We start from the raw sequence: 23,121 nt of genomic DNA on the forward strand, positions 1-23,121 counted from the left end.
TATCCACCCCTTATATTACTTCCAGTGCTCTTGCTCCCACCGGGCTGGGCGCCAGTATCAATGAACGGGCGTTGACGCCGCTTTCCCGAAAGGTTTCTTTCATCACTTCCGCAATTAATTCCTGATTATTATCGGCCAGGGCGACTATAGCAGGCCCGGCTCCGCTTAAGGCCACACCCCGGGCTCCGGCCAGCCGGGCCGCTGATACCACTTTTTTAAAACCGGGGATCAACCCCGCGCGAAAAGCTTGGTGCAGCTTATCTTCCATAGCCGTGCCCAACACGGATAAATCCCCCTTTTGCAGCGCAGCCACCAACAATGCCGCGCGGCCAATATTGAACACGGCATCCCGCATGGTCACCATGTGCGGCAGAGCCTCCCTGCTGTCCCTGGTGCTCATGGCAAAATCGGGCACAGCCACTACCGCGTTGAGCCCCGCCGGCAAATCTATCTTGGTCCAGGTTATTTCAGCCTCTACCGAGGCATATATCACTAACCCGCCCAACAGAGCCGGTGCAATATTATCCGGATGCCCTTCCATGGAACAGGCGAGCGCAAGCATTTCCCGTTTGCTTAAATTGGCGCCGCTCAATCTATTGGCGGCAATGATGCCTCCGATAACCGCGGAGGCGCTGCTGCCCAATCCCCGGCCCACCGGTATGCCGTTTACCAGCCGGATACGCAGCCCGGCCGGTGCATAACCGGTCCGGTCAAATACCCGCTTGGCTGCCTGGTAAACCAGATTGTTCTCGTTGCGCGGCAAATCAGCCGCACCCTCACCCTCTATCTCAACTACCAGGCCGCGGGTAATTTTATAAAATTCAACTATATTATACAGTTCCAGCGCCATGCCCAGGCAGTCAAAGCCCGGACCCAAGTTAGCGGTGGTGGCCGGCACCTGAACTCTAATCACAGGTTTAATCACCCTCCACGCGGATTATATTGGCTACCGCATTAACCGAAGATAGATGCTTGATAATTTCCAAAGCATCCTGCATATTTTTTTCCAGCACCTTGTGAGTAACCAGTACAATTTCGGCCTTATTGCCGTCGGTTTGCTTTTGCAGCACCGAAGCCAGGCTGACTTCCTTGTCTCCGAAAGCGTAGGCTATGGAGGCCAGCACCCCGGGCTTGTCGGTTACATCCAAGCGAACGTAATATTTACACTCCGTGGTCCCCATGTCTTTAACAGGCTTATTTTCATAGCAAGTGCAAGAGATAATACCCGGTACATTGCGCAGCAAATCACGGGCGGCGTCCATAATATCGCCCGTCACGGCGCTGGCTGTGGGCATTTCCCCGGCTCCCCGACCGTAAAACATTGTATCTCCCACAGCGTCCCCGGTAACAAAAATAGCGTTATACACATCGTTTACCGAAGCCAGGGGATGATCGCGCGGTATCAGAGTGGGATGCACCCGCACCTCTATACCTTCCCCGGTTTCCTTGGCAATACCTAATAGTTTAACAATGTAATTAAGCTCGCTGGCATAGGCAATGTCTGCGGCGGTTACTTTGGTAATGCCCTCAACATATACATCATCCAGAACGATGCGCGAGTTAAAGGCAATGGAAGCCAAAATGGCCAGCTTGCGGGCCGCGTCGTAACCTTCGATATCCGCGGCAGGGTCAGCCTCGGCATAACCCTTAGCCTGAGCTTCCTTGAGCACATCGGCAAAATCCGATCCTTCTTCGGTCATTTTGGTTAACATATAATTAGTGGTACCGTTTATGATACCAATAATTTGCGTAATGCGGTTGGCAGCCAGACACTGCTTAAGCGGCCTGATAATAGGTATGCCGCCGGCCACACTGGCCTCAAACAACAGGTCGGCATTATTGGCCTCGGACAGAGCAAACAGCTGCTTACCGTGTACAGCAATCATATCCTTGTTAGCGGTAACTACGCTTTTGCCGTTTTCCAGCGCCCGGCTGACATAATCCAGCGTGGGTTCTATACCGCCCATCACTTCCACAACTATTTTTATCTCCGGATCGTCAATAATATCCTCTATTTTGGTAGTCAGCTTGGCCGGGTCAATATCAATACCACGGTGTCTGGCAATATCCCGCACCAACATTTTACTGATTTCCACCCCGGCTCCGACCTTGCGCCTGATATTGTCCGCATTGCCGGTAATAATGCGGTATACCCCCCGGCCCACCGTGCCCAACCCCAACAGGCCAATCTTTATATTTTCACCCGACATAATTAAAGCCCCTTTCCTGTGATGTTGCAAGTCCCTGTACGACATTATTTATGATTTCAACCTTTCAAACCCAATACCACAATACTACGCGCCCAGCAGCTTGGCTGTTTTAACTCCCAGGGTATTGCGCAGCATTTTAAGCATGTTTTCAACATCGGATTTTAAATTAGCTGTTTCAATGGTTACGGTGGCTATAGCCACACCCTGCTGGGGAATATTCTGGTTAATAGTGACGATATTACCCCCTACCGCAGCAATGCTGTTAAGCACTGCGGATAAAACGCCGGAGCGATGTTCCAGCAACATTTCCAGGATAACTGTTTGATCCCGGTTCCAGCGGTAAAATGGATATACTTTATCTTTATACTTGTAAAAAGCACTGCGGCTCAACTGCACCCTTTCTACCGCTTCATTAACTGTGGCTGCCTCACCGCTCATCAACAGTTCCTTAGCCTGAACCGTTTTATAAAAGGCCTCGGGAAGAATATCCTCCTGCACTAAAAAAAATCGCGGCTCCTTGCCCGCCACTAATTCACACCTCCGTCAGGCAAGTAGGGAAGGCTCTTGCCTTACTTGCCTTCGATTAAATTACGATCGCCCATTGCACAAGTACGACACTCACGCATTATATGTCGTCCATGCCATAAGGATATATTTCCATGTACGGTAGACATTATATCATCATTTATTTCTTTTAGCAACAGTTAGTATCTTGGCCCAACCCAAAAAAAACCGGTCTTCCGACCGGTTAAATGATAATACATATAAGTCCGCCACTGCCTTCGTTAACAATACGCTTAACAGTTTCCTGCAGCTTGGTCTGAGCGTTCTCGGGCATCCTTTGCAGTTTATTTTGAATACCTTCCCGCACCAGATCACTAACTGATTTACCAAATATCTCAGACTCCCAAATTTTTTGTGGATTTTCCTCAAATTCATTCAGCATGTACCGCACCAGTTCTTCGCATTGCCTTTCGGTACCAATGATGGGAGTTATTTCAGTGTTTATATTGGCCCGAATCATGTGAATGGATGGGGCACTTGCCTTTAGTTTAACTCCGAACCGGCTGCCCTGCCTGATTAGCTCCGGTTCCTCCAACTGCATATCGTCAATGCCCGGTGTTACCATACCGTAGCCGGTTTCCTTAAGTTCCATAATGGCCGGGGCCACTTTGTCGTATTCCCGTTTGGCAACGGCCAGTTCCTTAACCAGGCGGAACAAATGGTGATCGCCATCCAATTGAAAGCCGGATTCTTCCGAGAGTACCCGGTAAAATAAATCAGGCTTGGAGCTGATTTCAATAGCGGCGGTACCCGTGCCCAGCTCCAGGTTGCTTAAATTAACCGTCTGCACCATGTCATATTCGCCCAGCTTTTCTACAGCTCCGTCAATATCCCTAAGGCGCCGCACCAACTGCATGGTGTCCTGCACCGCCGTGTCGAATTTTTCTTTCAGCCAGTGTCTCTGTTCCAGCTCTTCCACCCACAGAGGCATAGCTATGGAGACCTCATTGACCGGGAATTCAAACAGGGCTTTTTCCATAATCAGCAATATGTCGGGCTGGAGCATCTCCGCACAATTTATCGGGATAACCGGTACATCGTATTTTTCCGAAAGTTCGTCGGCCAATTGAATAGTATCTTCACTTTCGGGCTCGGTACTGTTTAAGATTATAATAAAAGGTCTGCTGATATCTTTTAACTCCTGTACCACTCTTTCCTCGGCAGCGACAAAGTTTTCCCTTTGTATATCAGTTGTGGTACCGTCGGTGGTGATTACCAGACCAATAGTGGAGTGCTCGCTGATAACCTTTCTGGTACCCGTTTCCGCGGCTTCCTCAAAGGGAACAGGCTCATCGAACCAGGGGGTGGAAACCATACGCGGGTTGCCTTCCTCATCCTCATAGCCCAGAGCCCCTTCCACCCGGTACCCTACACAGTCAACCAGCCGAACCTTAACTTTAAGATTGTCGCTTATCTCAATTTCCACAGCCTCGTTGGGCACAAATTTGGGCTCGGTGGTCATAATAGTTTTGCCTGCCCCGCTCTGGGGGAGCTCATCCTTGGCCCTTTCCCGTTCGTATTCATTTTCAATGTTAGGTATGACCATAAGATCCATAAACCGTTTAATAAAAGTTGATTTGCCTGTGCGCACGCCGCCGCTAACACCCAGGTAAATATCTCCCTCGGTGCGTTCCGCAATATCGCGGAAAATATCAAACTTTTCCATGAACGCACTCCCTCCTTATACAAAATTTATATAATTAATAAAACGTTATCAGATTAGCATCCCCCCTACCGGTAGGAAAAACGGTATATAAAGGCCATCGGCCAGCCTAGTCCATGAGCAGTTTTTTCCAATGGCATACATTAACATTATATATATATGATTAGTCACCGTGTTTATTACTGTTTAGTCTAAAATGCGCCATTAAAATTGTTCCAAGGTTTGGGCGTCTACAGCCAGTAGGAAATGCGACTGTCATTACGAGCGCAGCGAAGCAATCCCGGACTGAGTAAGATCATTGCGAGCGTAAGCAAAGCAATCCCAGACTGGGTAATGTCATTACGAGCGTAAGCGAAGTAATCCCAGACTCCAAAGCAGGCCCCCAAAGAAACGCAGGCTGTAAAGCGAAGATTGTTTCGTCGCTTCGCTCTTCACAATGGCGGACTTCCAGCGTTGCAGGTTATATATTCATAGCAATGACAGACTAACAGTATTTTTATAAAAATCTGCCCCTGAAAACCCACGGGCTTGTCCCGAAGGAGGTTCACCTTTCTATGTTACCTTCTTTTAGCGGCATGAATATCAAATAGAAAAACCCGGCTTAGCGCCGGGTTAATTTCTTTAAGGTCGATACTAAAACAGCTTGACTTTTTTAAGTGTACCGCAAAAACGTAGTGAATTTGATATAGTAACTATTTTACCGCTACCGGCTATTTTTGTTAATTGCACCGCAGTCAGAATATAAGCTTGATATAGTAATCTATATAATGTCACAGCGATAGCCGAAAATTACATTTTCACAAATGTTAAATCACCGCTAATTCCTAATAATTCCGATACATTGCTTCAAAAGTAATCTGTAAGACCGTCTAAACAGTTATTCCCTTTACTTTTCTTCCGAGCCCACAATTCCCGTACCTTCATCTAAATATGCCTTCATCAAATGCTTATAAGCTTGAGCGCTTTGCCGCACCCACCACAGCGCATTGCCCGTCAGCTCTTTTTTAATTTGGGCCGGCGCACCTGCGACCAAGTGCCCGGGAGGAATCCGCATACCGTCGGTAACCACGGCTCCGGCCGCAATCATTGACTGGGCGCCAATCACTGCGTTATCTAAAATAACCGCGTTCATACCGACTACGGCGCCATCCTCAACGATACAATTATGCAGTACCGCACCGTGGGCCACGGTGACGTTGGCACCGATTGCCGCTTGGCCGCCGGGTTGAACATGCACCACCACGTTGTCCTGCACGCTGGAGTTCTGACCAACCTTGATATGGCCGAAGTCACCGCGCAGCACAGCGCCAAACCAGATGCTGGCCCCTTCCTCCACCACCACGTCGCCAATCAGCGTAGCAGTAGGTGCGACAAAGGCACCTTTAGCAATTTGCGGACGTTTTCCTTTAAACTCCACTATCTGCATATTTGCACCACCTTCCTAACCAAGCGGTGGTGCCGGGTGTGGGGTGTTGAAAGATTGAAAATCTTTCAACCCCCCACACCCGGCACCGCGGCATCATCTTTCAACACCCGGCACTATTGTCGGTACCGTCGCGCTCGATCCACCATTTGACGTTGGAGAGGGCTACTTCTTCTACTTCCCTGGTTTTTACCCGGGTCATCAGGTTATTGACCGCGGATTGGGGGGGAACGTCGTGAAATAGCACCCGGTACATTTGCTCAGTGATGGGCATTTCAATACCCCAGGCAGCGGCAAGGCCGTGCGCGGCCCGGGTGGTGCGCACTCCTTCTACAACCATGTTGACTTCCTCCAGTGCCTGCTGCAGTGTTTTACCCCGCCCGATGGCTATACCGGCGCGGCGGTTGCGGCTGTGCCGGCTGGTGCAGGTAACGATTAAATCACCAAGACCGGCCAGTCCGGCAAAAGTCAGTGGATTGGCGTGCATGGCCAGCCCCAGCCTGGTAATCTCCGCCAGTCCCCTGGTCATCAGCGCGGCTTTGGAATTATCGCTTCCGCTAAGACCGTCCACAATACCGGTGCCCAGGGCGATAACGTTTTTCAACGCCCCGCCTAATTCCACACCTAGTATATCCGGATTGGTATAAACCCGTAAATTATCCCGCATAAATAAATCCTGAACCAGTACGGCCGTATGCGGAGAAGCGGAAGCCACCACCACGGCGGTGGGCATTTGCAGGGCTACCTCTTCAGCGTGACTGGGGCCGGAAAGTACGGCATAATTTTCTGCCCTGTGCGGACCCGCCTCACCGGCAAACACTTCGGAAAGCCTGAGCAAGGTGTCTTCTTCAATGCCTTTGGCAGTGTTTACTATATGTGCCCCGGCCCGGATAAAAGGCAATGCTTCTCTTGCCACCGATCTGAAAGTGTGCGAGGGTACACTGAAAACAACACATTGAGCACCCGCCAGCGCTTGTTCCAGATCTGCCGTAATTTGAATGTTACCGGGTAAAAAAACACCGGGCAAGTAGCGCTTGTTTTCCCGGCATGTTTCGATTTCCTTCACGTGTTCCAAGCGTCTGGCCCATAATTTTACCGTACAGCCCGCACAGCCGTCCCCGGCCAGGTGATGAGCCAAAGCAGTGCCCCAACTGCCCGCTCCCAACACGGCTATCTGTTCACAACCTACTGCCACATTATTGCCTCCTGCCCTTCCCCACCTTATATTCGGTACCTGATAAAATCCTTTTTATGTTGGAACGATGCTTGTAAATAACAAATACCATTAATATAATACCAAAGATAATATATAACCTATCCATATCTAAAATGATCATGGCAACAGGTACGGATATAGCCGCCGTCATAGAGCTTAAAGATACAAATCGGCTGATGCCCAGAGTGGTTAAAAGCACCACCAGCGCCACCAGTGTAGCCAGCGGAGATATGGCCAGCAATACACCCGCACCGGTAGCCACAATTTTACCGCCTCTAAAACGCAAAAACAGCGACCAGCTGTGTCCGCACAGCGCCCCGAAAGCAGCCAGCAGTTCAGTTTCAACACCGCCGCAGCAGCGTCCTGTCAGCACGGCGGCCACTCCCTTGGCCATATCCAGTCCCAGCACCAGAAGACCGTACCCGGGACCCATATTGCGCCACACATTGGTAGCGCCGATGTTGCCGCTGCCATGCTCCATTATATTTATGCCTTTGGTCCTGGCCACCAGCACGCCCACAGGTATTGAACCAATCAGGTAGCTAATCACAACGGCCAGCAATGTATACATAATTCCACTCCTTATCTTTTGCGCATGACCAGCTTAATGGGAGTACCCTCAAAGCCATATGCCGAACGCAGCTGGTTTTCTAGATAACGCAGATAAGAAAAATGCATTAATTCCGGCTCATTAACAAACAAAATAAAGGTGGGTGGTTTCACTCCCGCCTGGGTGGCATAAAAGATTTTCAGGTGCCTGCCCCGGTCCTGAGGCGGGGCATTATGCAAAGTGGCTTCCCGCAATAGCTGGTTTAAATCGGCGGTGGCAATACGCATGTTTTGCTGCTCGCTTACGTAATCCACCAACTCCAGCACCCGGTGCACCCGCTGGTGAGTCAGAGCGCTGACGAACAACACCGGGGCGTACTGCATAAAACCCAACCCGTCACGCAGTTTTTCAATATACCGGTTGGCCGTATGATCGTCTTTTTCAACCAAATCCCATTTGTTAACCACTAAAATCGAGGCTCGTCCTTTTTCGTGGGCATAACCGGCAATCCTTTTATCCTGGTCGGTCAATTGTTCCACCGCGTCAATCAGCATGAGTACTATATCACTGCGATCAATGGCCCGCAGCGCGCGAATTACACTGTATTTTTCCGTGGACAAGCCAATCTTGCTGCGCCGCCTGATACCCGCGGTATCAATTATAGAGTATTTATTATCCCCCCGGGTAATGTATGAATCAATAGCATCCCTGGTGGTGCCCGGTATATTACTGACAATGACCCTTTCCTCGCCCAATATGGCATTAACCAGCGATGATTTGCCGACATTGGGTCGGCCGATAACGGCAATTTTAATTACATCCTCATCCGCTTCATCTTCTTCGGGTGGAGGCAGCTCCTGCACCAGCTTGTCCAACAAGTCGCCGGTGTTTAATCCCTCGGCGGCTGAAACGGGCAAAGGTTCGCCCAGGCCCAGGCGATAAAAATCATACAGATCGTGGGCTTTATCAAAATGTTCTACTTTATTGGCTGCCAAAATCACAGGTTTTTCCGAACGGCGCAAAACCTTGGCCACATCTTCGTCAGTTCCGTTTAACCCGGCTCGCGTATCCACTACAAAAAGCACTAGATCAGCTTCTTCTATAGCCAGCTCGGCCTGTTTGCGAATATGTGATATAAGCTCGCCTTCGTCCTGATAATCCAGTCCGCCGGTATCAACCAGAGTAAACCAGCGGTTATTCCACTCGGCATCCTGGTAAAGGCGATCCCGGGTAACGCCGGGTACTCCCTCCACTATCGCCACCCGCCCGCCCACAATGCGGTTGAACAGGGTTGACTTACCTACGTTGGGACGCCCCACTATAGCCACTATCGGTTTTGCCACAAATACACCTCTCTCCAAGGGGTAACTTTTTATAGCTAATAATTTATCCTGAGACTAAATTCAGCGCAAAATCAGCACAGCCCCAGCGTATGCACCAGTTCATCCGGGCCATCCACCGGGCTAACCGGTACTTTTAGCCTGCTGGACAGTTCCTCCAATGTAATATTATCTAAAAACACATGGTCACCATCCCGCAGCGTAACGGCGGGAATAAACAATCGATCACCCAAATCGCGCCCGGCCAGACCTGCTAATAAATCCTGTCCTGTAAGCAAACCGGCCACGGTAGCAGTTTTACCAAAAAATACATTTTCCAGAACATGTAGTTCAACCTGCAGCCCGTCAATCCGATTAAGCCCGGCAACCACCGGTGCCAGCACCGGCCCGGCCAGTTTGCCGGTTACCAGGGAACAGTTCACCGGGTACTCAATGCGTTCGGGCAGCTTTCCGGCCGACTGCCGCCATTCATCCATAAAAAGGCGCACCAATCCAACACCGTTTTCGGTTTGGGGAAAGCCGCCGTAGTTTTCCGCCGGGGGAACAGGTATCCCGGCAAGCAGGTAAAACTCATCACTGGCAAAAACCAGCGGATATTTATATTCAGAAGCAAATACTTTTTGCCACCGTTGTACTTCCTGCAGCACGTTCCGAGCCTCCGGCTCGTTATAGGAACGCAAGCTGAAAAGCCCCCGGCGGTGAGCGGTTAAACCCACGGGAACCACAGCCAGAGAGCGCACCGCCGGCCAAAGCTCACCCATATCGCTAATGGTGCGACTTAGTTCCGCACCGTCATTAATACCCGGGCACAGCACCACCTGGGTATGCATCCGGATACCGGCTTCGGCCAGATAACGCAGCTGGTCCATGACTTGCGCCGCCCGGGGATTGCCCATCATTTGCCGGCGCAGGGCCGGGTTTGTGGTGTGTACGGATATGTATAACGGGCTCAGCCGCATTTGGGCTATGCGTTCCAGCTCGGGCGGTCCGATATTGGTCAAGGTGATAAAATTGCCCTGGGCAAAGGACAGCCGGTAATCATCATCTTTAATATACAGTGTTGGACGCATTTGCCGGGGCATTTGATCTACAAAACAAAATATACATTTATTGCCGCACCGGCGGGTTGATCCCCAGCCACCGTCCTGAAAAGCCAAACCCAGGCTTTCATCATAATCCTTCTCTATCTCAAGCAGCCAGTGCTCTTCATTATACTTTTGCACCAGCACTTGCAGATTCTCGTCGGCAATTAAATACTGATAGTCAAGGATGTCCGTTATCTCCTGCCCGTTAATCTGCAATAGCATGTCCCCGGGCTGGAGTCTTAGTTCATCGGCTATGCTGTTGTCGGCCACTGATGTAATTATTAAACCACGGTCCCGCATGGGGACCCTCCCCTCATGCAACATTCTTGTTACATTATCCGACAGCTGCCATATTTAGTCAAGGTTAATGCTGAATTTACTGTACCAAACCATTTAAAGCCCGGCACCGAGCTCCCGGTATATGCTTACAATATGACGATGCACCAGCGATAAGCCCACACCCTTTAATCCCGGGATTTTAGCCAACCATACGCCGGCCTTCGCCGATAAAGTTCCGCGGCATTTAATGTACACCAGCTCATAATTGTCAATATGCATCAGGTCCAGAAAACTGTTCACCGCCCGCCCAACCATATCACCGTTGCCCGGAGACCACAGTGCCAGACAGCTTTCACCTTGTTCGCCACGCCCCAAATTATATACGGTGGCATCCCCCCGGCCCAATCCGCTCCGGGCCAGCACATGGCCCAATTCACACAGCTGGGGCGCTCGATGAGCGGGGAGCTCACCGCTGCGGATAGCGGCCGCCAGTACAGCATAAGGAAATCCAGTGTCATTATAGAATATTATTTTTTTCACTCTATCGCTTAGCCCCCGCTTTCACCCTGCGCACCAGGTTTATAATATCTCCGAACGCATGGATGGTGCCCCAGGCAACCAGCGGCCGTCCCGGGTAAATCCATTTAAACCGGCGGGACATGAAGCCCCCCAGCCGCATACTCCAGTTCACCTTGTGCATTACGTTGACCAGCTTGTACTCCTGCGGCGGTATATCAAATTGCCCGGCCAGGCCGTAGATAATATTTTTCAGTATCCGCGGTGATCCCCGCCGGCCGACAAAATAAATTTCATTGCCTTGCCCGTCTATCCCCATCAAAGTAATATGGCCATGATCATGACTGTCCCGGTCATCAAAAAAAGGAATAGCCAGTAAATCCTTGGCTTGGAGATCGAAGGGCAGCATACCCAAATGAAAAGCAGCGGCTGTAACCGATGAATGAGTGCCGCCGAAACAATGGTAAATTATTTTCAAAGTCATCACCTTTAATGTCGGACTATAAAATAACAGCTATTTTCCAGGTCATGCACCATAGCATCCAATGTTTTAGCCAGAAACAGAGCGGTTTTTTCCTTTTCCTCTTCACTGTCGGCGATAAATATTGGCACAGCACCGGTTACTTTGCTTTTATCAGTGGTCACCACAGCCAGTATTTCCTTCGCTTCTTCGCCCAAGTATCTTGCCCCCTTTATCGTGAATCAACCTCATCTTAGCCCCCGCACCGCAATGATTTTCCTTAATCGGCGGCTAATCGCCCGGCCTGAGTTTTCAGCGGCTTAACGCGGGCACTCTCCAGCAGCGGTGTTCTTTGCACGGCCATAATCAGCGATTCCATATCCTTTTCAATAGGCATTATGTATAAAGCCACAGCGCCGGTATCGGGGTTTTTCCGGGCCAGCGGAGTAAATTCCGGTATATCCACTTCTTTTTTACTCCCCATAATCAATGCCGCGGTATGAGTGATGGCCATGCGCTGGCCCATATCATGCAAAGTAGCCCTGGCATTATCATCTTTGGGCTTAATCAGCACACCCAGCGCCTCCCGCTTTATTTTTTGGCGCATTTTGGATAAACCCACCGACATTATATCAATCTCATTAACACATAATAGCGATCCTTTAAAATGGACCCGGGCGGGAACTACTTTACATATATTCCCAATGTTCTTACCGGTCATAAAAGTTTTACTGAACAGCACCAGCAACAGCGCCATTGCCGCGGCAGCCCAAATGCCGGCCAGCACCGCCGCGATACTGGTAAAAAAAGCGGTAGCCATTACCAAATAGTTACGCGCTTCAAAAGTACGGGCAATGCCTTCAATATAATCCTTGCCGCGCTTTTCCAAGCGGGTCTCCTCCAGATTCTCCAGGGTCAGTCTTTCTATATTGCGAATTTCGCGAAACTGCTGGGCAGCCAAAGCTAAAAAGGTAAAGGCGGTGAAATCCTTATTCATTAGCGCGGGTACGGCCACCGCACCCAAAGATGAAGCAATGGCCCCCAAGGAGAGATGCGTAATATAGCCATGTGGATAACCGGGATACTGACGATAATCCAACTTTAACAGCAGCATCCGGGTCAACGTGCCCGCCAGAGTGCCGGCCAATATAATTATTATATATTCTTCCAAACAAGATCATACCTTTCCTTGTTTCACACTAACTATCGCTGCCGTGAGGATTATAATCGCTGCCGCTGCAATTGCGTCTTAACATTAAATTGGGCGTATCACTTCGACCGGCGAGCATGATACGCCCAATTGCAATTTTAATTTAGCAGTATTAAGTACTTCACTTGATCCGCGTCAGCAAGGCTATTATCAATTTTACGCCCCATACCCCGCTAGTCGTTTCTGACATTATCGCGGTTATCCCTAAATGCATCATTGGCATCTTCACTGCATGTCTTCTTCACCTGGCTTTCACCCGGGGAAGGGTTGTTATTAGTCCTTTTTCTCATCGGTGCCATAAAACCGGCAAATTCCCTGCCCCAGTAACCGCTCAACCGCTTGCGGGCATTTTGCCAGCTCCCCGAGCTGATCAGCAAAAATGCGCCCCCGCCCAGTACGGCAATACCGACTATCCAGGCTAAAGTTCTCCAACCGGCCGGTGAATTGGCCGCGGGACCGGAGTATCCGCCGGGAGTTTGAGCAACCCCGCCCAATCCCAAAAGTCCGGGCAGCGCATCGGCAAACAAGGTTGCACCGTTTTCAGCGGCGTTCTTGGAATTGGTATGGGTGCCCACTTCAATCAACATAGCCGTTGACATCATATCCTGGTTGTAATTACCCTTGGCAATAAATATTTCCTTTACCAGCCCCGGGTGCACTTTATTGGCATAAGCCATGGCTTTCTTGGCAAATTCCATATTAGAATGCATTTTGGGGTTCTGTCTGCCCACAACCAATCGAACCTGGGTAGCGTCTTTACCGGCAATGTTTTTGCTGTAGTAATTGGGGTCGGGTATCCCATCCCGGTGCACATCAATTACCGCCACGGGGTTTTTCTTCATCAGGTTGGCCGCAGTACGCCGGGAACGATAATAAGCGTTGCTGTCCCGGGGCTCATGGGGCGTTTTGTCATGCAGCACATTGACGCCCTTCTTCTTTAATTCCGCGGCCATGGCATCCCCCACATCAAATATGCCGCCATGATAGGGTATGCTTTCAGTACCGTCGGTAGGCACATAAGACTCGGCGCTGTGCGTGTGATACAGGGCCAACGGCCTCTTTTTCCAGTCCTGTTGACCTGCCACGGGTACGGTAATGTTTTCGTATTCTTCCATATAGCCCAGCAGTTCCCGGTCCATACCGGTAAACTCAGCCTGAGCATTAAAACCGTCCACCGTTTTAATTTTATAATGATGCCCGCTGCCGGTGATCAACTCATCGCCTACCGAAACAGAACGAGACATTTGGCTGAGCAGCTTATTGCCGCTATCGGTTATTTTATATACCAGACCGTCCCGGTGGTCGGATTCCATGGCGTTATTCCAAAGATCGCTTGGTGACCAGGCGGGAGACATGGAGCGATATGTTGCGAAATAAGCCAGCAATGAAACGCCCAGCACTAAAAATCCGGCTCCCAAAGCAATTCTTAATCGCCGCTTTTGCACCGTTATTCCCCCTCCCTGTTATCTGTGCGATCAGGTTTTTTTTCTGTAGGACCCGGTTTGCGCAGACCCTCCATTAATTCCGCCGACCGCCCCTGTGAAGCCGGGCCGCCCTGCAGTCTTTCCCGGGTTTCCCCAATTATCTCCGCCAGCAAGACAGCCACTATACCGGCCAGTACGATACCGTCAAACGCACCGGCCCCGCCAATGGCCACCGTACCGGCGGGTGCGCCGGTATAAACCAGCCAGACCAGATAGGCCAAATCCACCAGCACCAGCCCCAGAGTGGCGGCAATAAAGGCGCTGCGGCGCGAACGGCCCGCTATGTAAGCCACCAAACCGCCGATAATGGGATAAACCCACAATGCGTCCAAATAGCCAAAGAAGCGCCCGCCCGGCTCCACATCACCGCGTCCGAGCAGATAGCCCACCCCGTAAATCACGGCCCCGGTAATAAGGGCTGCTATAAGCGCCCTTCCCCATTCCTTGGATGTTCCGGCCCGGCTGAGCAGGTAGCCGGCCACACCAAGTGGAACCAGTGCCCCGCCTACATTGACCGACACATCATAGCGGCCTGTACTAAGAGGGATATCGATAAAGCTTCCCACAGCCAGCAAGGCGATAATCCCCAGAGCTGCCCGATCGGAAAGACGCATTCTGTCCAGCACGCGCTGGGCCAAGCCGAAATAAATCAAAATGGAGACCACAATTAGTACTATAATGCCAATGGGTAATTGCGTCATTGCACACCCTCCTTAAATAAATGATAACTCTTAAAATTATGCTTCCCCGGAGAAAGGAAAATATGTGTGCCAGGTATTCCTTTGATTCGACACAATAACGCAATATATCCGAATTTGCCTTATATCGAGATCGGCTTGCGCGCAAAAAAAAGAGGCTGTGTCAGCCTCCTTTTTGCAAACTTAATTTTAACAGGTACCGATAAATACATACACTAAAGTCACATTATCTTAACCTTATTCCTTATTCTCAAAAATATCGCCTACCAAGTCGCCAATAGTCACAGTGCCGCCGTCATTGGCCGGCGGTATTTCTTGTTTTTTAGGCTGGTATTCCCTTGGGCCGGGCTTGCTTGGTTTTTCCCGGTCCACTTCCCTGATGGACAAACGGATACGTTTCTCTTCTGAATCCACGCTAAGTACCTTGACCCTAATTTCCTCATTTTCAGCTACAACTTCATCAGGGGTGGCCACATGCCGGTCAGCCAAATGAGATATGTGTACCAAGCCTTCCACGCCAGGCTCCAGCTGTACAAAGGCACCAAAGGGAGCCAAACGCACCACCTTGGCGTTGATCACACTGCCCACGGGATACTTTTCTTCAACATTGTCCCAGGGATTAGCCAGTACTTGCTTCAAGCCCAGGGAAACTTTTTCGTTCTCCCGGTCTACCCGCAGCACTTTAACATCCAGTTCATCGCCCACTTGTACTACTTCGGAGGGATGATTGATGCGATACCAGGCCATTTCTGAAATATGCAGCAGGCCGTCAACACCACCGATATCCACAAAGGCGCCAAAATTAGTCAGGCGGCGAACAACACCCTTGACCACCTGGCCCTCTTCCAGATTGGCCAGCAGTTCTTCACGATTACGGGCGTATTCTTCCTCAAGAACAGCTTTACGGGAAAGGATAACCTTTCTTCTGGCCCGATTGAGTTCAATTACTTTAGCGTCTATTTCCATATTCAGATACTTGCTCAGGTCCTCTACATAACCCCTATCCACCAGTGATGCGGGTAAAAACGCACGCACGCCCACATCCACCAGCAAGCCGCCTTTGACAACTTCACGAACTGAGCCGGAAACCAGCTGGCCCTCATTCATATTCTCTTCCAGCCGTGCCCAGGCTTCCTCAGCATCGGCCTTCTCCTTGGAAAGAATTACCCGGCCTTCATTGTCTTCTGATTTTAGCACATACACTTTTATTTCATCGCCCACTTTTACTACATCCTGTGGGGAGTCTACACTGAAATTGGATAGTTCCCTGACAGGAATAACCCCTTCCGACTTGGCCCCTACATCAACCAGTACTTCGTCCTGGTTGACCTGAACGACCACGCCGGTGACGATATCGCCGTTTCTGAGGTTCTTAACCTCAACAGCATCTTCCATTTCCTGTTTCATGTCCTCCTGCGGCTCGGCTTCAACCGCCGATTGATCCTCAACCTGTGTTTCCATTACTTCTTCTTTGTTGGTTTCTTCAAAATCCATCATTCGACAACAAACCTCCTCTATAATCCAGCCGGGTGTAGACGCGCCTGCCGTAACCCCCACTGTACGGAGCCCTTTCAGCCACGCAAAATCTATTTCTTCGGCTGTTTCTACCCAATACACCGGTTTTCCGGCAGTACGGCAAATTTGAGCCAGTTTAGCTGTATTGGCACTGTTTCTGCCTCCCAGCACCAGTACGGCGTCCACCTGCTGCGCAAGTTTTAGAGCTTCTTTCTGCCTTTCGGCCGTGGCCGAGCAGATAGTATTGCACACTTTCACCCGGCTTCCGCTGTCCTTTAAAACTTTAACCACAGCGTCAAAATTATCCTGCCGCTGGGTTGTCTGGGCCACAACACCTACCTGGGTAAATTTCCCCAACTTTTTGGCCTGCTCGGCATCGGCTACCACTATAGCCCTGCCGCCCGACCAGCCTACAATGCCCTGTACTTCAGGATGCCGGGGATCACCCACCACTACCACGGGTATAGCTTGCCGCACCAGGTCATGTACCGTCTGCTGTACTTTACGCACGAACGGGCAAGTGGCATCAACCAGATCAAGCCCTTTTTGTTCGGCACGGCGCAGCACTTCAGGCACCACACCATGGGAACGAATGATTACGGTTCCCGGCCCCTCAATTTCATCCACATTGTTTACCGAGCCAATACCCTCATGGGCCAGTGCCCCGATAACCTGATCATTATGAATTAAAGGGCCCAGTGTATACACCGGTCCGTCTCTGTCATGCAAGCTTTTACGGGCCATTTCCACAGCCCTTTTCACGCCAAAGCAAAAACCCGCTTTGGCGGCAACTTTTACCTTCATCACCTTCACCGCAGCTTTACCAGATTATAAATAAAAAAACTTACCCGCACTATCTATCGATAACCGTCAGCAAACGGTTTATTTCCGCCATCAACTCCCGGCTGACATGTTCCATTTCCGTCCTGGACACCTTCCGTTGGTTTTGGGTATTAAAATACATTGGCTTGCCGATATTTACCTTAACCCTTCCCCAGTACCCTTTAGTCCCGCTGACAGCTACCGGCAGCAATGGCACCCCACCTTTTAAGGCCAACATGGCGGCGCCTAAATGGGGGTTTAACGTTTCACCGGTCTTACTGCGGGTACCCTCCGGGAAGATGCCCACCACTTTTCCGGCGCCAAGTAATTCCAATGCTCGCCGTATGGATGAACGATCAGTACCTTCACGCTGTACGGGAAAGGCGCCAAGGTTGTTAATAAATGAACCAAGTATAGCAATGTTGAATAACTCCGCTTTGGCCATAAAAAAAATTTTTCTACTTAATGAACAGCCTATAACCAGCGGGTCCCAGTAACTGATATGATTGGCCACCACTATTATACCCCGGCCGGGCGGCAACCGGGAATCGCCAAAAACTTTCAACCGGCGCGCCAGCTTAAGGAATACCAGGCAGATTACCTTACTTATCTTATAAAGCATTAACCGGACCTCCCGGAAACCCTGGCTACAATTACACCAACCACCTGTTCCACGGTCATGCCGGTACAATCGATTACTTCAGCATCAACGGCAGGTTTTAAAGGCGCTACTGTTCGCTTGGAATCTATGTCATCCCGTCGGGCTATATCCTCATAAACTTCTGCATAAGTCTCCGTAAAGCCGCGCTGCATGAGCTCGGCACAGCGACGCCGGGCCCGCTCCTCCACAGAGGCGGTGAGGAAAAACTTCATCTCGGCATCCGGCAAAACTTGAGTGCCGATATCCCTTCCTTCCATTACCACGCCACCTCCGGCACCCATTTCCTTCTGCAACTGCGTCATTTTTCGCCTTACACCCGGTATCCGTGAAACCAGTGAAACGTTGTTTGAAACCTGCGGAGACCTGATTTGACTTGTTACATCCATGCCATTTAAAAAAACGCAGGTATTGCCGCCTCCGTCAACCCGCAGCGCTAAATCCACGGTTTCGGCTGTCCGGGTAAGATTTATTGCATCATTCATATCTATTTTATCCATTAAGGCCTGTAATGTTACAGCTCTATACATGGCGCCGGTATCTATATATATGTAGCTCAGCCTTTCAGCCACCAGTTTGGCGACCGTGCTTTTACCGGCCCCGGCCGGGCCGTCAATGGCAATATTCGCTAAACCGCCCATTGTGTACCTCTCTAAAGAAAACGAATACCCAATTATTTCGACATGCTGATGGAATATCCTCTTTAATATAAAAAATAAACCTGAAAAAGGTGATTTCCATCCAGGTTTATTATTGCACACTTATAGAATTTAATGTATCAAAAAAAGTAGGGAAGGATATTTTTATACATTCTGCCGCTTTTATCCTGGTTATTCCCCCGGCCTTCAGACCTGCCACAGCCGCAGCCATAGCCATGCGGTGATCGCCGCAGCTATCACATACCGCCCCCTGCAAAGATGGCCCGCCCCGAATAACAAAACCGTCCTCCCGCTCGGCAATGTCGGCGCCCAATTGGCCAAGCAGTTTCACCACGGCGGCAATCCGGTCGGTTTCCTTGTAGCGCAGCTCGGCGGCGTCACGCACTACCGTTTCACCTTCCGCCATCGCGGCGGCCACGGCCAGTGCGGGCAATTCATCAATAAGGCGGGGAATGATAGGCCCGCCTATCTCGGTGCCTGTCAGACGGCTGCCGCGCACCCTGATATCCGCTACAGGTTCGCCGCCAACCTGCCGCTCATTTGATATTTTCAGATCGGCACCCATTTTCAAGAGTACCTTCAGCGCACCCGCACGGGTGGGATTGATACCTACATTGCGCACCACCAGTTCCGCATCGGGCACCACAGCACCGGCTACCAGTAAAAATATCGCCGATGATATATCACCGGGTACAATAACCTTTCGCCCCCGCAAGCTTGCTCTTCCCCAAACCGATACCTGCCTGTCCCGCACTTCTACACGGGCGCCGAAATAACTTAGCATCCGCTCAGTGTGGTCCCTGGAAGCGGCCGGTTCAATTATCGTAGTCGGGCCATCCGCAAAAAGCCCGGCCAGCAAAACAGCGGATTTAATCTGGGCGCTGGCTACCGGTGATCTGTATGTTATAGCATTGAGACCGCCTCCTGTGACGGCCATAGGGGCATAAGCATTGCCGCCCCTGGCCGCAATCCGGGCCCCCATGGCCGTCAGCGGCTGCATAACCCTCTGCATGGGGCGTCGGCGCAACGATGCATCACCGGTAAGTACCGAGAAAAACGGGCAGCCGGCCAATATTCCCGCCATCAGACGCATGGTGGTACCCGAATTGCCCGCGTCCAGCACATCAATCGGCTCCCGCAGCGCCTCAACCCCACCGCCGCGTACCACAACCCGTTCTTTTTCTATATGTACGTCCACCCCTAAAGAGCGCATTACACTTATGGTGGACAGACAGTCCTCGCCGAATAAAAAGTTTTCAATTTCAGTCTCTCCGTCTGCCAGCGCACCCAGCATCACTGCCCGGTGAGATATGGATTTATCGCCGGGCACCCGCACATCACCATGCAGCGCACGCACCGGCTTTATATCAATTTCCACTGGTCATCGCTCCTTGTCACAATTCTCATTTACCCAAAGCCATAACTTCATTCGCTACACCTTGCGGCGGCATTTAATCCCCTTGCTTTGGAACAACTCCATGGCCCGGTCCTGTTCGTCCAAAGCGGCAAAGCCAACCCTAATGGTGCCCCCGTATCCTTCCCGGGCACGAAGTATTTCAATTTCCGCTATGTTAATGCCCGCATTGCCCAGCATCCCGGCCAACCCGGCAATGATGCCGGGCCGGTCGGGCACTGTAACGACGATCTCATAAATATAAGGCAGGTAACCTTTCGGTCTTATGGGCAGTTTTTTTCTAACCGCACCGGCATCGGATAATAGCTGCATTATTCTCTCGGCATCCCGCCGGCGCAGGGCGTACTCCATTTCATCCATAGCATCGCGTAAATAAGCCAGCGCCCGCAGCACCTGCTCGCTGTTGGATAAAAAAATATCCCGCCACATGACAGGGCTGCCTGCGGCAATCCGGGTGGTATCCCGAAAGCCTCCCGCGGCCAGCGCCATGGCCTTGTCTCCCACAGGCATGCCCGCTACCGCCGCCACCAGTGATACGGCCATGAAATGCGGCAGGTGACTGATAGCCGCCGTAACCAGATCATGTTCCCGGGGCGGCATTTCCATAACCACAGCGCCTATGGCACGTACCAAACAACGCATAGTTTCCAGTGCGCCGTTAGCGGTTTCGGGTGTGGGAGTCAGCAAATAAAAAGCGTTTTCAAACAGATAAGGGTCGGCACCGCTAAAACCCGCTGTTTCGGCACCGGTCATGGGATGCCCGCCCACAAACCGGCCGCCGATAATCTTTTCAGCTTGCTTTACTACATCCTTTTTGGTGCTGCCGACATCCGTCACCACAGCACCGGGTTTCAGAAACTGCTTTATGTCTTTTAACAAAACCGGAGTTGCCCCCACCGGCGCAGCCAGGATAACCAGATCGGCATCGGACACGGCCTCGGGCAACGGAGCGACCCGGTGTACGGCTCCGGCCGCGCAAGCCATGGCCAGATTGTCCTGATCTAAATCCGTACCGCAGATATGACCCGCCAATTGCCGTTCATTAAGCGCCAGTCCCAGTGAGCCGCCGATCAAACCCACGCCGATGATGGCGCAGCGATCTATGAGCATGACAAATGTCCTACTTGCCGGCCCATTAACCTGGCAATGCCATCCAGCTGCCGCATCAGCAGCCGGAAATTGGCCGGGTTTAAAGACTGGGGACCGTCACACAGGGCCTCCGCCGGATTGGGATGCACTTCCACCAGTAAGCCGTCCGCTCCCGCTGCTATAGCGGCCCGGGACATAGGTTCTACAAACCGCCATTTTCCAATGGCATGACTGGGATCCACAATTACCGGCAAATGACTTAAATACTTAATTACCGGTACGGCGGTAAGGTCCAGTGTATTCCTGGTATAATTATCAAAGGTACGTATGCCCCGCTCGCAAAGAATCACGTCGCGATTGCCCTCGGCCAATATATACTCCGCCGCCAGCAGCCATTCTTCTATGGTCGCCGAGGAACCTCGTTTCAGTAATACCGGTTTGCCGGCCCGGGCCACTTCCCGCAATAAAAAGAAATTTTGCATATTGCGGGTGCCGATTTGCAGAATATCAGCATACTCGGCTACCAATTCCACTGTACGAGGATCCATTACCTCGGTAACAATGCACAGACCGGTGCGCTCCCGGGCTTCGGCCAGCATTTCCAGCCCCCGTTCTTCCAAACCCTGAAAAGAGTAAGGCGAAGTGCGGGGCTTGAAGGCGCCGCCCCGCAAAAGGGTGGCCCCGGCCTCCTTAACTATTTGGGCCGACTGCAGTAATTGTTCCCGGCTTTCTACCGCGCAGGGACCGGCCATTACATGGATGGTATCTCCGCCAATGGCCAATCCCCCTACATTTACCACTGTAGGTTCATCTATATAGGCCCGACTGGCCATTTTGTAAGGTTGTAGAATGGGTACCACCTTTTCCACACCTGGCAAAGCCTCCAAAGACATATCACCCAACCTGGTTTTATCACCGATAGCCCCAATGATAGTCCTCTCCACACCCTGTGAGAGATGGATTTGAAATCCCGCGCTTTCCAGTTTCTTTAACACGTTGTCTATATCGTGGCCGACAGCATTGTGATTCATCACAACGATCATTATAAAGCCCCCCGGCTAGTATTTAGGTTAGCTTGGTTTTAGTATATGAGTATCGTATTATATTACACATTTTTTTAAAACCGTTGTTGCTGCTTGATATACCAAAAAAATGCAAAAAAACTCCCGGGGGAGTGATTATGTTTTCATACCAGCATCGCCCCCTACCATACTACCGTTATACCAATATCTACTGCCATAACACTAATTATTCAACTAAACCATGCTACCGTGCCAATATATTAACACTTTTTACCGCTCGGCGCAACCCAAGCCCGATACGCCTTTTTTAACATCAATTACTTACGGCTCTCCAGCTGGATTTGATGCATAACCCTTCTCACACCTGCAATTCATTCGGAAACGGATTGTCTGCGAAATAATACCGGACACCATGCCGGATCCCGGCGCCATCCACTCCGGTATACACTAGGTCAAATCGGGACGAAGCCGGGCTGCACCGTTCAGGTAAACATGCTTGATATCACTCTGTCCCGCACCGGTATTGACCAGCATCAGCACTCTGATGCAATGCTTCAGACTGCCGGGCACGTCAATTTCCAGGGCGCATATCATGGGCACCAGACTAAAACCGGCCAATTTCCTGACTGCGGCAGCCGGAAAGGCCGCGTTTAAGTCATGAGTTACAGTAAACGTTATACTTGCAATATCCTCTATAGAAAAATTATTCTCGGACAGCATGACGCTGATCAGCTTTCGTGCCGCGTCGCCAATAGCTTTTTCCGTATTTTCATCGACCGTGATCGCTCCTCTGACGCCGCGCATTAAATTACCCCCTTATCTAAGAGGATACTGCCCGGTGTCCAAGCCCGATAGCTACCTCGTCCAGGTGCAGCAGACCGACCCCGAAAAAAACAGCCACGCTGATATGATCCTGATACCTGGCAATACCTATTTTACCGCCCACGTTCAGCCCCAGTGCCTTGGACATCACCTGCGATATGGCCTCCCTGGTGGCCCCGGCCACGGCACCTTCGTCAGCATGCACTTCGCGGATTACTCCCTCCCGCTTAGCCGCCACCACAGACCGCTCAGTAATTTTATTTACCGAGGCTATAAAATCACCTCCATGGTCCACGGCTGCTGTTTTTATACCTATTTTCGCATAACGCGACTTTAATTCCCTTTCCTGTTCCCGGCTATCTGTAAGAGCCATCTTTATTGCGGCCCGGGCTACCTCTCTGCTGCCCACCGATGCCATGCCC

23 protein-coding genes are annotated in these 23,121 nt (G+C 50.9%); all 23 read right to left on the minus strand.

The genetic code is table 11. From position 1 onward, the window contains the following. Positions 1-10 precede the first annotated feature (10 nt). Entirely contained in the window at positions 11-913 is a 903-nt protein-coding gene (gene thrB / locus ABDB91_RS10005; protein WP_347491447.1) for a homoserine kinase, read from the minus strand. Positions 914-917: 4 nt separating this feature from the next. Next, a complete protein-coding gene (locus ABDB91_RS10010) occupies positions 918-2,210 on the minus strand; it encodes a homoserine dehydrogenase (RefSeq protein ID WP_347491448.1) in 1,293 nt (430 codons plus the stop codon). Between the two features lie 84 nt (positions 2,211-2,294). Then, positions 2,295-2,738, minus strand: a complete 444-nt coding sequence (locus ABDB91_RS10015) for an ACT domain-containing protein (protein WP_347491449.1) — start codon at positions 2,736-2,738, stop codon at positions 2,295-2,297. Positions 2,739-2,958: 220 nt separating this feature from the next. Beyond that, positions 2,959-4,440 carry a stage IV sporulation protein A gene (spoIVA, locus tag ABDB91_RS10020; RefSeq protein ID WP_347491450.1) on the minus strand — a complete coding sequence of 494 codons (1,482 nt, stop codon included), beginning with the start codon at positions 4,438-4,440 and terminating at the stop codon, positions 2,959-2,961. Positions 4,441-5,323: 883 nt separating this feature from the next. Further along, on the minus strand, positions 5,324-5,863 hold the full coding sequence (locus ABDB91_RS10025) for a gamma carbonic anhydrase family protein (protein ID WP_347491451.1): 540 nt from the start codon (positions 5,861-5,863) through the stop codon (positions 5,324-5,326). Between the two features lie 100 nt (positions 5,864-5,963). Continuing rightward, positions 5,964-7,055: an NAD(P)H-dependent glycerol-3-phosphate dehydrogenase gene (locus ABDB91_RS10030; protein ID WP_347491452.1), complete on the minus strand. Its 1,092-nt coding sequence runs from the start codon at positions 7,053-7,055 to the stop codon at positions 5,964-5,966. Position 7,056: 1 nt separating this feature from the next. Next, entirely contained in the window at positions 7,057-7,647 is a 591-nt protein-coding gene (plsY, locus tag ABDB91_RS10035) for a glycerol-3-phosphate 1-O-acyltransferase PlsY (RefSeq protein ID WP_347491453.1), read from the minus strand. 11 nt (positions 7,648-7,658) lie between these two features. Beyond that, complete coding sequence (der, locus tag ABDB91_RS10040; RefSeq protein WP_347491454.1) at positions 7,659-8,969, minus strand: ribosome biogenesis GTPase Der; 1,311 nt, start codon at positions 8,967-8,969, stop codon at positions 7,659-7,661. A gap of 71 nt (positions 8,970-9,040) precedes the next feature. Then, positions 9,041-10,351, minus strand: a complete 1,311-nt coding sequence (locus ABDB91_RS10045; protein WP_347491455.1) for a DUF512 domain-containing protein — start codon at positions 10,349-10,351, stop codon at positions 9,041-9,043. A 93-nt stretch (positions 10,352-10,444) separates the two neighbouring features. After that, the gene (locus ABDB91_RS10050; RefSeq protein WP_347491457.1) at positions 10,445-10,870 is read right to left on the minus strand and encodes a DUF3189 family protein; all 426 of its coding nucleotides are present in this window, start codon (positions 10,868-10,870) and stop codon (positions 10,445-10,447) included. A 1-nt stretch (position 10,871) separates the two neighbouring features. Further along, complete coding sequence (locus ABDB91_RS10055) at positions 10,872-11,330, minus strand: DUF3189 family protein (RefSeq protein WP_347491458.1); 459 nt, start codon at positions 11,328-11,330, stop codon at positions 10,872-10,874. Positions 11,331-11,335: 5 nt separating this feature from the next. Beyond that, entirely contained in the window at positions 11,336-11,524 is a 189-nt protein-coding gene (locus ABDB91_RS10060; RefSeq protein ID WP_347491459.1) for a hypothetical protein, read from the minus strand. Positions 11,525-11,586: 62 nt separating this feature from the next. After that, complete coding sequence (locus ABDB91_RS10065; RefSeq protein WP_347491460.1) at positions 11,587-12,477, minus strand: YIEGIA family protein; 891 nt, start codon at positions 12,475-12,477, stop codon at positions 11,587-11,589. Between the two features lie 212 nt (positions 12,478-12,689). Beyond that, positions 12,690-13,961 (minus strand): stage II sporulation protein P, encoded by a 1,272-nt coding sequence (spoIIP, locus tag ABDB91_RS10070; protein WP_347491461.1) that lies wholly within the window; start codon positions 13,959-13,961, stop codon positions 12,690-12,692. 2 nt (positions 13,962-13,963) lie between these two features. After that, on the minus strand, positions 13,964-14,701 hold the full coding sequence (locus ABDB91_RS10075) for a DUF1614 domain-containing protein (protein ID WP_347491462.1): 738 nt from the start codon (positions 14,699-14,701) through the stop codon (positions 13,964-13,966). Positions 14,702-14,935: 234 nt separating this feature from the next. After that, the gene (locus tag ABDB91_RS10080; RefSeq protein ID WP_347491463.1) at positions 14,936-17,017 is read right to left on the minus strand and encodes a bifunctional 4-hydroxy-3-methylbut-2-enyl diphosphate reductase/30S ribosomal protein S1; all 2,082 of its coding nucleotides are present in this window, start codon (positions 17,015-17,017) and stop codon (positions 14,936-14,938) included. A 49-nt stretch (positions 17,018-17,066) separates the two neighbouring features. Beyond that, positions 17,067-17,657, minus strand: coding sequence for a lysophospholipid acyltransferase family protein (locus ABDB91_RS10085; RefSeq protein ID WP_347491464.1), 591 nt, complete (start codon positions 17,655-17,657; stop codon positions 17,067-17,069). After that, on the minus strand, positions 17,657-18,334 hold the full coding sequence (gene cmk, locus ABDB91_RS10090) for a (d)CMP kinase (protein ID WP_347491465.1): 678 nt from the start codon (positions 18,332-18,334) through the stop codon (positions 17,657-17,659). Before cmk ends, ABDB91_RS10085 begins: the two co-directional genes overlap by 1 nt. Before the next feature lie 109 nt (positions 18,335-18,443). After that, the gene (aroA, locus tag ABDB91_RS10095; RefSeq protein ID WP_347491466.1) at positions 18,444-19,730 is read right to left on the minus strand and encodes a 3-phosphoshikimate 1-carboxyvinyltransferase; all 1,287 of its coding nucleotides are present in this window, start codon (positions 19,728-19,730) and stop codon (positions 18,444-18,446) included. A 54-nt stretch (positions 19,731-19,784) separates the two neighbouring features. Next, positions 19,785-20,876 (minus strand): prephenate dehydrogenase, encoded by a 1,092-nt coding sequence (locus ABDB91_RS10100; protein WP_347491467.1) that lies wholly within the window; start codon positions 20,874-20,876, stop codon positions 19,785-19,787. Continuing rightward, a complete protein-coding gene (aroF, locus tag ABDB91_RS10105) occupies positions 20,867-21,898 on the minus strand; it encodes a 3-deoxy-7-phosphoheptulonate synthase (RefSeq protein ID WP_347491468.1) in 1,032 nt (343 codons plus the stop codon). Before aroF ends, ABDB91_RS10100 begins: the two co-directional genes overlap by 10 nt. A 426-nt stretch (positions 21,899-22,324) precedes the next feature. Then, on the minus strand, positions 22,325-22,681 hold the full coding sequence (aroH, locus tag ABDB91_RS10110; RefSeq protein WP_347491470.1) for a chorismate mutase: 357 nt from the start codon (positions 22,679-22,681) through the stop codon (positions 22,325-22,327). 16 nt (positions 22,682-22,697) lie between these two features. Next, positions 22,698-23,117: a HutP family protein gene (locus ABDB91_RS10115; RefSeq protein WP_347491471.1), complete on the minus strand. Its 420-nt coding sequence runs from the start codon at positions 23,115-23,117 to the stop codon at positions 22,698-22,700. Between the last annotated feature and the right edge of the window lie 4 nt (positions 23,118-23,121).

The sequence above is a fragment of the Desulfoscipio sp. XC116 genome, from assembly GCF_039851975.1.
GTDB lineage: Bacteria > Bacillota > Desulfotomaculia > Desulfotomaculales > Desulfallaceae > Sporotomaculum.